The organism is Pseudomonas sp. L13 (genome assembly GCF_009935965.1).
GTDB lineage: Bacteria > Pseudomonadota > Gammaproteobacteria > Pseudomonadales > Pseudomonadaceae > Aquipseudomonas > Aquipseudomonas lactis.
In genome coordinates, this window is record NZ_QODJ01000015.1 from 26,450 (window position 1) to 39,325 (window position 12,876).

The window sequence follows — 12,876 nt, forward strand, 5'->3', positions numbered from 1 at the left end:
CCGCGCCCCGTGAAACCGGGGCTTGCCAAGAGGTGGGGTTGAGCCGCGAGGTTTTTTAGGCGCAGAATGGTCGCCCTTGGGGTCTTACCTCGCCTGCTAGAAAAGGAAACTCGATGACTCGTCTTCGTGCCATCTGTACCGCGGTTGCTCTGGTTTGCGCCAGCGGCCAGGTTCTTGCCGATACCGCCAGCCACAACGCCAGTGCCGAAGCCTTCCTTACCCTGGCCCATGCTGACAAGCTGGGGACCCCGGTGTACATGCAAGTGCAGCAAATGTTCGCCCAGCGTTTCGAACAGACCAAGGCGCCTGCCGCCAAGCAGTCCGTACTGGACAGCTACCAGGCCAAGGCCAACGCCGCTCTGGACCAGGCCATCGGCTGGCCGAAGCTCAAGCCAGACATGGTCAAGCTCTACACCACCAACTTCAGCGAATCCGAACTCAAGGACCTGGTAGCGTTCTACCAGTCGCCACTGGGTAAGAAAGTCCTGGAAAAAATGCCCCAGTTGACCCAGCAATCGGCCCAGATGACCCAGGCCAAGCTGGAAAGCGCCGTACCGGTGGTGAACAAGCTGTTGGAAGACATGACCAACGAGCTGGCGCCAAAAGCCGCCGCACCGGCCAAGAAGAAGTAAGCAGGAATGACCATGCAACAGCGTATCGAAACGGCCCTTGCCGCCCTGGCCCCGGAACATTTGAGCGTGCTGGATGAAAGCCACATGCACAGCCGTGGGTTGCAGACCCACTTCAAGGCCGTGCTGGTCAGCCAGCAGTTCGAGGGGCTCAACCGCGTCAAGCGCCACCAGAAGGTCTACGCCACACTGGGTAGCCTGATGAGCGAATTTCATGCGCTGGCGCTGCATACCTATACGCCCGAAGAATGGGCGACAATCGACGCAGCCCCGGCCTCGCCGACCTGCGCCGGCGGACATTGAAGCAGCCACAAGTTTTCAGCTGCAAGCTTCAAGAGTAGAGCCCTCGCAACTGCCTTCTTGCTACAATCCTCAACGCGCCGCTTAGTCGGCGCGTTTTTTTGCTTTTACTTGCAGCTTGCAGCTAAAAACTCGCAGCTGCTGCTATCCGGTTCACCCCTTACGAGGGTAGCCACCTGGAGAGAACACCCATGACTCAACCGATTGTCGTGGCGGCACTGTATAAGTTCGTCACCCTCGAAGATTACGTCGCCCTGCGCGAGCCCCTGTTGCAGGCGATGGTCGATAACGGCATCAAAGGCACCTTGCTGATCGCCGAAGAAGGCATCAACGGCACCGTTTCCGGCAGCCGCGAAGGCATTGACGGCCTGATGGCCTGGCTGAAAAAAGACCCGCGCATGGTCGACATCGACCACAAGGAATCCTACTGCGACGACCAGCCGTTCTATCGCACCAAGGTCAAGCTCAAGAAAGAGATCGTGACCCTGGGCGTCGAAGGGGTCGATCCGAACAAAAAGGTTGGTACCTACGTCGACCCGCAGGATTGGAACGCGCTGATCAGCGACCCGGAAGTGCTGTTGATCGACACTCGTAACGATTACGAAGTGTCCATTGGCACCTTTGAAGGCGCAATCGACCCGAAAACCACCAGTTTTCGCGAATTTCCCGACTATATCAAAGCCAATTTCGACCCGGCCAAGCACAAGAAGGTCGCCATGTTCTGCACCGGCGGCATTCGCTGTGAGAAGGCGTCGAGCTACATGCTCAGCGAAGGCTTCGATGAGGTCTACCACCTCAAGGGCGGTATCCTGAAGTACCTCGAAGAGGTGCCCCAGGAAGAAACCAAATGGCAGGGCGACTGCTTTGTGTTCGATAATCGCGTGACCGTGCGCCACGACTTGAGCGAAGGCGACTACGATCAATGTCATGCCTGCCGCACACCTGTGAGCGTAGATGATCGCGCGTCCGAGCATTATGTGGCGGGCATCAGTTGCCCCCATTGCTGGGATAAGCTGTCGGAGAAAACCCGTCGCAGCGCGATCGACCGCCAGAAGCAGATCGAACTGGCCAAGGCCCGCAACATGCCGCACCCGATTGGTTACAACTACAAGCAAACCCCTTCCGAGGCCTGAGCCATGTCTGCGCGCCTGCTCTATGTAATGGACCCGATGTGTTCCTGGTGCTGGGGCTTTGCCCCGGTGGCACAAGCGCTGGTAGAGCAGGCCCAGGCGGCCGGCGTGGACGTGCACCTGGTGGTGGGCGGCTTGCGCACCGGCAGCGGCGCGGCGCTGGAGCCGACTACCCGGCGCTACATCCTTGAACACTGGCAGGCCGTCACCGACGCCACCGGCCAGCCGTTCAAGCGTGAGGGCGCGTTGCCCGACGGGTTTGTCTACGACACGGAGCCGGCGTGCCGCGCTATCGTCACCGCTCGCAGCCTGGCGCCGGATTGCGCCTGGACACTGCTGGGGTTGATCCAGCGCGCGTTCTATGTCGAAGGCCGGGACGTGACCCTGGCGCCTGTGCTGGTGGAACTGGCCGAGCAGGCCGGTATTCCACGCATCGAGTTTGCCGGCGAGTTCGACCGTGCCGATCAGCACGCGGCCACGGCGGCCGATTTTACTTGGGTGCAAGACCTGGGCATTGCCGGGTTCCCGACCCTGTTGGCCGAGCGCAACGGCCAGTTGGCCTTGCTGACCAATGGTTACCAGCCGCTGTCCGAGCTGTCGCCGTTACTGGGTCGATGGCTGGAGCGAGCTGCCTGTGTATGAACAGCCTCCACGCACCGACCGCCTGACCTGGGCGGAAATTCGCCGCCTGGCGCTGCGTCACAAGAAATCCCTATGGGTCGCCAACGGCGTTGCCGTGCTCGCCACCCTGTGCAGCGTGCCTATCCCGCTGTTGTTGCCGTTGCTGGTGGACGAAGTGCTGCTGGGCCATGGCGACGCGGCCCTCAAGGTGATGAACCACGCGCTGCCCTTGGGTTGGCAAAAAGCCGCAGGCTATATCGGCCTGATGCTCTTGGTCACCCTGGCCCTGCGCTGCGGCGCGCTGGTGTTCAACGTGGTGCAGGCGCGGCTGTTTGCGCGCTTGGCCAAGGACATCGTGTACCGCATCCGCGTGCGCCTGATCGAACGTCTCAAGCGTATCTCCCTGGGTGAGTACGAAAGCCTGGGCAGCGGTACGGTCACCACCCACTTGGTGACCGACCTGGACACCCTGGACAAATTCGTCGGCGAAACCCTCAGCCGTTTCCTGGTGGCGATGCTGACCCTGGTCGGCACCTCGGCGATCCTGGTGTGGATGCATTGGCAACTGGCGCTGCTGATCCTGTTGTTCAACCCGTTGGTGATCTACGCCACGGTGCAGTTGGGCAAGCGCGTCAAGCACCTCAAGAAGCTGGAAAACGACAGCACCTCACGCTTTACCCAGGCGCTGACCGAAACCCTGGATGCCATCCAGGAAGTACGCGCCGGCAACCGCCAGGGCTTTTTCCTCGGGCGCCTGGGCCAGCGTGCCCAGGAAGTGCGTGACTACGCCATTCATTCCCAGTGGAAAACCGACGCGTCGAGCCGCGCCAGTGGCTTGCTGTTCCAGTTCGGTATCGACATCTTCCGCGCCGCGGCCATGCTCACTGTGCTGTTTTCCGACCTGTCCATCGGCCAGATGCTCGCGGTATTCAGTTACCTGTGGTTCATGATCGGCCCGGTGGAGCAACTGCTGAACCTGCAATACGCCTATTACGCGGCGGGGGGCGCGCTGTCGCGGATCAACGAGCTGCTGGCGCGTGCCGATGAACCGCAATACCCAGGCGGCGCAGACCCGTTCAGCGGGCGCGAGACGGTCGGCATCGAAGTGCGCGGCCTCGACTTTGGCTACGGCGAAGACCTGGTGCTCAATCAGTTGAACCTGGCCATCGCACCGGGTGAGAAGGTGGCGATTGTCGGCGCCAGCGGCGGCGGTAAAAGCACTTTGGTGCAACTGTTGCTGGGGCTCTATACGCCCCAGGCCGGCAGTATTCGTTTTGGCGCTGCCACCCAGCAGGAGATCGGCCTGGAGACCATCCGCGAGAACGTTGCGGTGGTGCTGCAACACCCGGCGCTGTTCAACGATACCGTACGCGCCAACCTGACCATGGGCCGCACCCGCACCGATCAAGCCTGCTGGCAGGCGCTGGAAATCGCCCAGCTGGATGCTACTGTCAAAGCACTGCCCTTGGGTCTGGACAGCGTGGTCGGGCGCTCGGGCGTGCGTTTTTCCGGGGGCCAGCGCCAACGCCTGGCCATTGCCCGCATGGTGCTTGCCGAGCCTAAAGTGGTGATTCTGGACGAGGCCACGTCTGCATTGGACGCGGCCACCGAGTACAACCTGCACCAGGCCCTGGCGCGGTTTCTCAGCGGGCGTACTACACTGATCATCGCCCACCGGCTGTCTGCGGTGAAGCAGGCTGACCGAGTGCTGGTGTTCGATGGCGGGCACATTGCCGAGGACGGCGACCATCAGCAGTTGATTGCCGATGGCGGGTTGTACGCCAAACTGTACGGACACTTGCAACAAGTACGTTGATTTAGCTTAGGCTGTGCTATCGGGAGCGGATTTTCGCGTGCGTATCAAGCTGTGCATGTGTAAGGGACTTCATGAAGCAAAAGCGGACTCTCGGAACGCCACGCCTGTTGGGTATTGTCTGGCCCTTTATCGCCGTCGTGTTGTTCCAGGCATTGTTAGGCTGCGTCAGTCTCTACGTGCTTTCGGCAGTGCGGGGCTATGTAGCGGGCGAAAGCCTGTGGTCCAAGGGCCAGAAAGACGCCATTTACTACCTGACCCTCTACGCCGATAACCGCAACGACGCCACCTACCTCAAATACCAGCAGGCCATTGCCGTGCCCCAGGGTGGGCATGAATTGCGCATTGCCCTGGACCGTCCCAATCCCGACATGGAGGCCGCGCGCCTGGGGATTCTCAAGGGCGGCAACCATCCGGACGACGTTGCCAGCCTGATCTGGCTGTACCTCAACTTTCGTCATTTCAGCTACCTGGAAAAAGCCATTGAACTGTGGACGGTGGGCGACGGCTACCTGGTGCAGTTGGATGAGCTGGCCCAGGAGATGCACGGCGCCATTACTTCAGGCTACGTCAGCGATGACGATGTCCATAGTTGGAAGGCGCGCATCACGGCCATCAATGAAGGGGTGACGCCCGCCGCCAAGGCGTTCAGCGATGCCCTGGGCGAAGGCTCGCGGATGATCCTGCGCCTGTTGTTGATCACCAACCTGGCCACCGCCCTGGGCCTGATCGTGTTGGCGTTGCTGCGCACCCACAAGTTGCTGGCCCAGCGTCATGCCTTTGCCGATGCGCTGCAAGCGGAGAAGGAGCGGGCGCAAATCACGTTGGAGTCGATTGGCGACGGGGTGATTACCACCGATGTCGACGGGGCCATTGCTTACATGAACCCTGCAGCCGAAGCTTTGACCCACTGGCGGTCGGAGCAGGCCCAGGGCCTGCCGCTGGCGGCGCTGTTCAAACTGTTGGATGAAAACGCCGAGCCCGACGGCTTCACCCTGATTGAACACATCGTCAAGGGCCAGTTCAGCGGCGGCAGCGAGCATTCCAAGCTGATCCAGCGCCTGGACGGCAGCACGGTCTCGGTCACCCTGGTGGGCGCGCCGATCCGCAGCGCCGGCAAGATCAGCGGTGCGGTGCTGGTGCTGCACGACATGACCCAGGAACGCCAGTACATCGCCAACCTTTCCTGGCAGGCCACCCACGACGCCTTGACCGGCCTGGCCAACCGTCGCGAGTTCGAGTTCCGGCTTGAACAGGTGCTGCAACAGGTCGCGCGCCAGCAAAGCGGGCGACATGCCTTGATGTTCCTCGACCTCGACCAGTTCAAGCTGGTCAATGACACCTGTGGCCATGCGGCGGGTGATGAGCTGCTGCGCCACATCTGCGCGTTGCTGCAGTCGGACCTGCGCGAGGGCGACACCCTGGCTCGGTTGGGCGGCGACGAGTTTGGCATCCTGCTGGAAAACTGCCCGGCGCCGGTGGCGGAAAAAATCGCCGAGAGCCTGCGCCATACCGTGCAGAGCTTGCACTTCGTGTGGAAGGGGCGGCCCTTCATGACCACTGTCAGCATCGGCCTGGTGCATATCTCGCAAACCCCGACCACCCTGGAAACCTCCCTGCGCGCCGCCGACATGGCGTGCTACATGGCCAAGGAAAAAGGGCGCAACCGCGTGCAGGTCTACCACGTCGATGACTCGGAATTGTCTCTGCGATTTGGCGAGATGGCCTGGGTGCAGCGGCTGCATATTGCCCTTGAGGAAGACCGCTTTTGCCTCTACGCCCAGGAAATTGCGCCGTTGGGCACTACCGACGCCGGCAATGGGCACATTGAAATTCTCTTGCGCCTGCATGACGAAGCGGGGCGGATCATTTTGCCCAACAGTTTTATTCCGGCGGCCGAACGTTACGGCTTGATGACGTCCCTGGACCGTTGGGTAGTGGAAAACGTATTCAAGATTATCGCCCGTTGCATGCATGAGCGTCCGGGCCGACCCATGGCCATGTGTGCGATTAATCTGTCAGGAATAACCATTGGCGACGATGACTTTTTAGGATTTTTACGTCAGAAATTCGATACTTACAACATTCCACCGGAAATGATTTGTTTTGAAATAACTGAAACCAGCGCTATAGCCAATTTGGGCAGCGCGATTCGATTTATTAATGAACTCAAAGCGTTAGGCTGCCATTTTTCCCTCGATGACTTTTGCGCCGGAATGTCCTCATTCGCATATTTGAAACATTTACCTGTAGACTTCCTGAAGATCGATGGAAGTTTCGTAAAGGATATGCTGGACGACCCGATTAACCGCGCCATGGTCGAAGTGATCAACCACATCGGCCACGTCATGGGTAAGCGCACAATTGCCGAGTTTGTTGAAACACCGCAGATCGAACAGGCTTTACTTGAGATAGGTGTGGATTACGCTCAGGGCTACCTGATTGAACGCCCGCAATTGTTTACCTTTGATAGTCTGCAGTGCCGCCCTGAGCGGCCGCAGCCACTGTTATTCAAGGCGCCCGGCACTTTCCGCTGAAACGTTTGCTGGTCTGTACAATCACACTTGAAAAGGAGCCCCACAGTGATCGACACCTTCAACAGAACCGGCCCGCTTATGGAAGCCTCGAGTTACCCTGCCTGGGCGCAACAGCTGATCCAGGACTGTAGTGAGAGCAAGCGTCGGGTTGTCGAGCACGAACTGTATCAGCGCATGCGTGACAACGCCCTCAGCGCCAAGACCATGCGCCACTACCTCATTGGTGGTTGGCCGGTGGTGGAACAGTTTGCCTTGTACATGGCGCAGAACCTGACCAAGACCAAGTTTGCCCGCCATCCTGGGGAGGACATGGCGCGCCGTTGGCTGATGCGCAACATTCGTGTGGAGCTCAACCATGCCGACTACTGGGTCAATTGGGCACGGGCTCACGGCGTCAGCCTTGAAGAGCTGCAAGCGCAGGAGGTACCGCCCGAGTTGCACGCCCTGAGCCATTGGTGCTGGCACACCAGCTCGGCCGATGCGTTGATCGTCGCGATTGCCGCCACCAACTACGCCATCGAGGGGGCGACGGGGGAGTGGTCCGCCGTGGTCTGCTCTACCGGTGTGTATGCTGCGGCCTTCCCTGAGGAAGATCGCAAGCGGGCGATGAAGTGGCTGAAGATGCACGCCCAGTACGACGATGCCCACCCTTGGGAAGCCCTGGAAATCATCTGCACCCTGGCCGGGACCAACGCGAGCAAGGCCTTGCAGGAAGAGTTGCGCCAGGCGGTGTGCAAGAGCTACGACTACATGCACTTGTTCCTGGAAAGCTGCATGCGTCTAGAGAACGCGGAGAAAGACAAGGCGCCAGCCGTGCGCGAGCGTCCTGTGCGCATCGCCAGCGAGGCGTAGCGGTAACTGTGGCGAGGGAGCAAGCTCCCTCGCCACAACTGACTTTACCCCGCCATAGCCAGGCGGTTGCGACCTTCGCGCTTGGCTACATACAACGCATTGTCGGCCCGGCGCAGCAGGCTTTCAGCCGATTCTGCCGCCAGCAATGTCGAGCAACCGAGGCTCACGGTCAGTTCGATTCGCGTGCCCTCCACCCAGTAGTCCTGGGCTTGTGCCGCCTGGCGCAGGCGCTCTCCCACCATCCTCGCGGCATCGCGACCGGTATTGGACAGCAGGATCAAAAACTCTTCCCCGCCAAACCGGAACACCATGTCCACGTTACGCAACTGGCGTTTGATCGCCCCGGCCACGGCGCGCAGTACGCTATCGCCCGCGGCATGCCCATGGGTGTCATTGATTTTCTTGAAGTGGTCGATGTCCAGCATCAACAACGACAGCGGGTGCAGGTGCCGGCGTGCCATGTCGATTTCTCGCTGCAGCGTCTGGTCCATGGCCACACGGTTGCCGGTTTCGGTCAACGGGTCGCGCAGGGCGCTGCGGGTGGCGGCGCGGTAGAGCAGGGCGTTGCGCATCGGATAAAGCAAGGTCACCAGCAGCAGTTCAAGCTGGCTCAACTCCTCTTCAAGCAACCGCTGGTTGCGACGAAAGACCAGTTCCCCCAGGTGCTCGCCTTCATGGCTCAGGGTGTAGCTGACGGAGTGATGACCCCGGTGGCCAAACTCCAGGCGCAGGTCGCTGGCGGCGTGACGGTATTGCAGCGCGTCCAGCGGCACCAGGCGCTGTACCTCACGAAAGAACAGGCCCAGGATGCGCTCCGGCTCCAGGCTGGTCTGCAACTGCTGGTTCAGTTGCTGGCGAAGTTCGGCGAGGGTGGCGGGGCGGCGTGGGCGTAAGGATGGCTGGCCAAATCCCAGGCGTTGCAATTTGGCACTGTCAAAGTCAATTGCGTTGGTCTGGGTGGGGGTTTTCATAAGCGGGTGGCCTCTAAGCACTGGGCTGTCTTACAGGCGGGATGAGAGTGGCGAGTGCCAAGCGTCTTACTGATCCGTCAGTTCCGTAAAACATTGGAAACAGTTTAAACCGCTTTTCCTTGGGTTATAACCCCGGGGCACTGCCGCACGTCTTGTCATCGCCGAACCTGCTTGAACAGTACTAGAGCGAGATTCATGCCAAGTGTATTTGGTTGGCAAAAATCCTTATAAATCAATTAACTAATTTTTAAGTAAGAAAAGTCCGTTAAAGCATGGCGCCAGTTATTTGGCTGATTTGGGCCAGCGTTGCCGCCGGCCCGGTTGACGTGACTGTTTCGGTGGGGCGAGTTGCTTGTCGCAAATAAACAACGCTTCGGTTATTCGTAAACAAAGTGCACCGCACCCATCACCATTAGACCAGGGTGGTACGGTCGATTTGCGCGATGGAGGTGACACCAGTCAGGGTCATGGCCACGCGCATTTCCTTGGCAAAGATGTCCAAAAGGTTCTCCACCCCCTGCTGGCCCTCGGCGGCCAGCGCATAGGCGGTGGCACGCCCCAGCAGGCACGCCTTGGCACCCAGGGCGAGCATGCGCACTACGTCGAGCCCGGAGCGAATGCCCGAATCCACCAGCACGGTCAGGTCATCGCCTACCGCTTCGGCAATCGGCGGCAACGCCTTGGCCGTGGAGAGCACCCCGTCGAGTTGGCGGCCGCCGTGGTTGGAGACCACGATACCGTCGGCACCGAAACTCACCGCGTCCTTGGCATCCTGCGGGTCGAGGATACCCTTGATGATCATCGGGCCTTTCCAGAACTCGCGGATCCATTCCAGGTCTTTCCAGCTAATCGACGGGTCGAAGTTATTGGCCAGCCAGCCAATGTAGTCTTCCAGGTGGGTGGGTTTGCCTAGGTATTTAGAGATATTGCCCAGGTCGTGGGGGCGGCCCATCAAGCCCACATCGAAGGCCCATTGAGGCTTGGTCACCGCCTGCAACATGCGCCGCTGCGCCGCATAGGGGCCGGACATGCCCGAGTGGGCGTCGCGGTAGCGTGCGCCCGGTGTCGGCATGTCAACGGTGAACACCAGCGTGGTCACCCCGGCGGCCTGCGCCCGCTCCAGGGCGTTGCGCATAAAGCCGCGATCCTTGAGCACATACAGCTGGAACCAGATCGACTGCGGGCTCTGCGAAGCCACTTCCTCAATCGAACACACCGACACCGTCGACAGGCAAAAGGGGATGTGTTTGTTGGCCGCCGCCTTGGCCGCTTGCACTTCCCCGCGTCGCGCATACATGCCGGTCAGGCCGACCGGGCTGAGGATCACCGGCATCGCCAGTTCGGTGCCGAACAGCTGGGTGGTAAGGCTCAGGTCGTCGACATTGCGCAGGATGCGTTGGCGTAGGCTGATCTCGGCCAGGTCCGAACTGTTGGCGCGCAACGTGTGCTCGGCGTAAGCGCCGCCGTCGATGTAATCGAACAGAAAGCGCGGCAACTTGCGCTTGGCCGCAGCGCGGTAGTCGGAAGCGGACGAGATGATCATCGACGGTGTCTCCACAGGGCAAAGTGCTACACCCTAAGCAAAGTTATGCCATGATGAAAACAACTTTTATCACTGCCATCCAGTCGCCAAAGGAATACTGATGAACCTGCGAACCTTGCGTGCGTTTGTCGAAGTGGTGCGCCAGGGCGGGTTCTCCCAGGCGGCCGAAGTGGTTGCCCTCACCCAGTCTACCGTCAGCAAAGCGGTCAAGACCCTGGAGGACGAATTGGGCATGCCACTGCTCAATCGTCTCGGCCACAAGAACGAACTCACCGCCGCCGGTGAAATTGCCTACCGCCGCGCCTTGGTAATGCTCGCCGAACGCACCGACCTGATGGCCGAAATCAACGACCTGCGCGGCCTCAAGCGCGGCGTGCTGCGCATCGGCCTGCCGCCGGTAGGGTGCGGTGTGTTGTTTGCGGCTATGTTTGCCACTTACCGCAGCCGCTACCCGGGCATCGACATCGAACTGACCGAGTACGGCAGTAAAAGGCTGCGCGAATGCCTGGAAGCGGGGGAGGTGGACCTCGCCGCCTTGCTGCTACCGGTTGATGAAGGCTTCGACTACCAACCGGTGCGCAACGAGCCATTGATCGCCGTGTTGCCCATGGGCCACCCATTGGCCCGGCGCGAGCGTATCGACTTCACTGACCTGGCCGACTCGCCGTTCATCCTGTTCGAAGCCGGCTTTGCCCTCAACGCCAAGATCCTCAGTGCGTGCGAGCGTAAAGGCGTAACCCCCAAAGTCACCGCCCGCAGTGGGCAAATAGACTTTATCGTCGACCTGGTCGCCGCTGGGCTGGGCGTCGCCTTCCTGCCGCGGATGCTGGCGCACAAACACCAACATCCCGGCATCGCCTTGATCCCCCTGGACGAACCCCACACCGATTGGCACATCGCCCTGGCCTGGCGCGCCAGCGCCCACCTGCCACCGGCAGCGCGAGCCTGGTTGGATCTGGCCAGGGAACCGTCGTATTCAAGCGAGCAGGGGGGCGATTTACGGAAAGTGTCAGAGGATGCTTGACTTCTTCTTTTTAATCAGTAACATACGGCGCATTCCGCGATAGCTCAGTTGGTAGAGCAAATGACTGTTAATCATTGGGTCCCTGGTTCGAGTCCAGGTCGTGGAGCCAGATAGAGAAAAGCCTGTAGAGATACAGGCTTTTTTTTTGCTTGGGATTTGACCCAGCAATCCAGACGCTTAGCGCGCTTCCCATGACGCCATCAACGGGCATGATCCGTATGCTTATTTGAAGGACGTGCTCACGCGCCTGCCGTCGCAGCGGGCGAGCGAGATTGAAGCCGCTTGGTCCTACGCGATTTTGATTACTACCTTACCAAAGGCGCCTCTGGCCAAATGTTCGTACGCTTCGCGTGCTTGATCGAATGGATACACGTGGTCGATTACCGGGCGAATCTTGTGCTCATTCAAGAATTCGTTCATTCGGTCAAATGACGAGCGTGGAGCAACGGCTATGCCGCGAATCGTTGTTTGCCGGAAAATCATAGGCATCAGGTTCAAGGCAGAGGTCTGGCCTGTCAGAAAGCCGATCTGTGCGATACGTCCACCTGCCTTTGTCGCAGCAATCGATTGATTGATGCCGTCACCGCCCGCCACATCCAGCAGGAGATCCACTCCCTTGCCGTCAGTGAGCTTCAGAACTTCCTCTGCCCACTCAGGTGTGGTGCGATAATTCACACCCGCAACCGCGCCCAGTTTTTTTACAGCTTCCAGATTGTCATCACGGCTGGAGGTGACGATAACCTTGGCTCCCAAAGCCGTAGCAATTTGTGCTGCAAACACAGAAACACCTCCAGAACCCTGAACCAAAACGGTTTGGCCGGCCTCGATCTGGCCATAGTCGACGAGCGCATACCACGCCGTCAGAGCAGCAATTGGAAGGGTCGCTGCTTCCTCATCTGACATGTTGTCGGGGGCACGTACTGCGCTGTCTTCATGGATGATCATGTATTGCGCCAGACCACCAGGCAATGGCGAGCCGAAGCAGTAGTTGGGTTCATCTGGCCCAGGCATGCCGTCCAGCCAACGTGAGTAGAGGTGTGAGTTGACCCGATCTCCGATAGCAAAGCGGCTGACACCCTCACCCACTGCCACGACAGTCCCCGCCGCATCGCTGACGGGGATCAGCGGCTTGGGCACCCTGTGAGGTTCATAGATGCCGTCAACGATGGCCTTGTCCCGGAAGTTGAGTGATACAGCGCCTACTTTAACCAGCAGCTCACCCGCTTGGGGCACGGGGGTTTCCGTTTCGTCCTGCACCAGATTATCCAAGCCGAAATCTTTCAGAAGCCACGCTTTCATTTTCTGTCTCCAACCATTTTGAATGTGCGGGGGAGCAAAGCTCCTCCTTTACGCTGAGGACATTGTTGAGGTTTCGCGGCTCTAGATAAATGTGCAGAAACGAACAGGATTGTTATCCTGATCAGCAACAATCATCCCGTTAACACGCTTCCCGAGA

General features: G+C 59.7%; 11 protein-coding genes, 1 tRNA gene and 1 pseudogene. 10 read left to right on the plus strand and 3 right to left on the minus strand.

Going from position 1 to position 12,876, the window contains the following annotated elements:
* Window positions 1-113 precede the first annotated feature (113 nt).
* The 7 genes from DK871_RS10455 (at window position 114) to DK871_RS10485 (ending at window position 7,882) form a co-directional block, all read left to right on the plus strand.
* A complete protein-coding gene (locus DK871_RS10455) occupies window positions 114-632 on the plus strand; it encodes a DUF2059 domain-containing protein (protein WP_014719258.1) in 519 nt (172 codons plus the stop codon).
* A gap of 6 nt (window positions 633-638) precedes the next feature.
* Window positions 639-932 (plus strand): BolA family transcriptional regulator, encoded by a 294-nt coding sequence (locus DK871_RS10460; RefSeq protein ID WP_038450988.1) that lies wholly within the window; start codon window positions 639-641, stop codon window positions 930-932.
* 188 nt (window positions 933-1,120) lie between these two features.
* Window positions 1,121-2,062 (plus strand): rhodanese-related sulfurtransferase, encoded by a 942-nt coding sequence (locus DK871_RS10465; RefSeq protein ID WP_161904956.1) that lies wholly within the window; start codon window positions 1,121-1,123, stop codon window positions 2,060-2,062.
* 3 nt (window positions 2,063-2,065) lie between these two features.
* The gene (locus DK871_RS10470; protein ID WP_003192732.1) at window positions 2,066-2,701 is read left to right on the plus strand and encodes a DsbA family protein; all 636 of its coding nucleotides are present in this window, start codon (window positions 2,066-2,068) and stop codon (window positions 2,699-2,701) included.
* Window positions 2,694-4,496 carry an ABC transporter ATP-binding protein gene (locus DK871_RS10475; RefSeq protein WP_032896047.1) on the plus strand — a complete coding sequence of 601 codons (1,803 nt, stop codon included), beginning with the start codon at window positions 2,694-2,696 and terminating at the stop codon, window positions 4,494-4,496. The genes DK871_RS10470 and DK871_RS10475 overlap by 8 nt, the downstream gene beginning before the upstream one ends.
* A 71-nt stretch (window positions 4,497-4,567) precedes the next feature.
* Window positions 4,568-7,030 (plus strand): EAL domain-containing protein, encoded by a 2,463-nt coding sequence (locus DK871_RS10480; protein ID WP_161904957.1) that lies wholly within the window; start codon window positions 4,568-4,570, stop codon window positions 7,028-7,030.
* Window positions 7,031-7,108: 78 nt separating this feature from the next.
* The gene (locus tag DK871_RS10485; protein WP_218581383.1) at window positions 7,109-7,882 is read left to right on the plus strand and encodes an iron-containing redox enzyme family protein; all 774 of its coding nucleotides are present in this window, start codon (window positions 7,109-7,111) and stop codon (window positions 7,880-7,882) included.
* Window positions 7,883-7,926: 44 nt separating this feature from the next.
* Here the strand turns inward: DK871_RS10485 and DK871_RS10490 are convergent, their stop codons facing one another.
* Both DK871_RS10490 and lldD read right to left on the minus strand, forming a co-directional pair.
* Window positions 7,927-8,853: a GGDEF domain-containing protein gene (locus tag DK871_RS10490; RefSeq protein WP_014719251.1), complete on the minus strand. Its 927-nt coding sequence runs from the start codon at window positions 8,851-8,853 to the stop codon at window positions 7,927-7,929.
* Window positions 8,854-9,265: 412 nt separating this feature from the next.
* A complete protein-coding gene (lldD, locus tag DK871_RS10495; RefSeq protein WP_161904959.1) occupies window positions 9,266-10,396 on the minus strand; it encodes an FMN-dependent L-lactate dehydrogenase LldD in 1,131 nt (376 codons plus the stop codon).
* Window positions 10,397-10,496: 100 nt separating this feature from the next.
* Here lldD and DK871_RS10500 point away from each other — a divergent pair, with 100 nt between their 5' ends.
* The 3 genes and pseudogenes from DK871_RS10500 to DK871_RS29075 all read left to right on the plus strand — a co-directional run.
* A complete protein-coding gene (locus DK871_RS10500; protein WP_161904960.1) occupies window positions 10,497-11,420 on the plus strand; it encodes a LysR family transcriptional regulator in 924 nt (307 codons plus the stop codon).
* A 33-nt stretch (window positions 11,421-11,453) separates the two neighbouring features.
* Window positions 11,454-11,529, plus strand: a tRNA-Asn gene (locus tag DK871_RS10505).
* Window positions 11,530-11,619: 90 nt separating this feature from the next.
* Window positions 11,620-11,778, plus strand: a pseudogene (locus DK871_RS29075) (transposase domain-containing protein); the annotation flags it as partial.
* On the opposite strand, the gene DK871_RS10515 reads toward DK871_RS29075, so the two are convergent.
* On the minus strand, window positions 11,709-12,719 hold the full coding sequence (locus tag DK871_RS10515) for an NAD(P)-dependent alcohol dehydrogenase (RefSeq protein ID WP_161904961.1): 1,011 nt from the start codon (window positions 12,717-12,719) through the stop codon (window positions 11,709-11,711). The pseudogene DK871_RS29075 and the gene DK871_RS10515 sit on opposite strands and share 70 nt — an antisense overlap.
* Window positions 12,720-12,876: the final 157 nt, after the last annotated feature.

Coding starts and splice junctions, on each gene's coding strand:
- lldD (WP_161904959.1), bottom strand. CDS start 10,396: ATGATCATCTCGTCCGCTTCCGACTACCGCGCTGCGGCCAAGCGCAAG.
- DK871_RS10465 (WP_161904956.1), top strand. CDS start 1,121: ATGACTCAACCGATTGTCGTGGCGGCACTGTATAAGTTCGTCACCCTC.
- DK871_RS10490 (WP_014719251.1), bottom strand. CDS start 8,853: ATGAAAACCCCCACCCAGACCAACGCAATTGACTTTGACAGTGCCAAA.
- DK871_RS10455 (WP_014719258.1), top strand. CDS start 114: ATGACTCGTCTTCGTGCCATCTGTACCGCGGTTGCTCTGGTTTGCGCC.
- DK871_RS10480 (WP_161904957.1), top strand. CDS start 4,568: ATGAAGCAAAAGCGGACTCTCGGAACGCCACGCCTGTTGGGTATTGTC.
- DK871_RS10515 (WP_161904961.1), bottom strand. CDS start 12,719: ATGAAAGCGTGGCTTCTGAAAGATTTCGGCTTGGATAATCTGGTGCAG.
- DK871_RS10500 (WP_161904960.1), top strand. CDS start 10,497: ATGAACCTGCGAACCTTGCGTGCGTTTGTCGAAGTGGTGCGCCAGGGC.
- DK871_RS10485 (WP_218581383.1), top strand. CDS start 7,109: ATGGAAGCCTCGAGTTACCCTGCCTGGGCGCAACAGCTGATCCAGGAC.
- DK871_RS10470 (WP_003192732.1), top strand. CDS start 2,066: ATGTCTGCGCGCCTGCTCTATGTAATGGACCCGATGTGTTCCTGGTGC.
- DK871_RS10460 (WP_038450988.1), top strand. CDS start 639: ATGACCATGCAACAGCGTATCGAAACGGCCCTTGCCGCCCTGGCCCCG.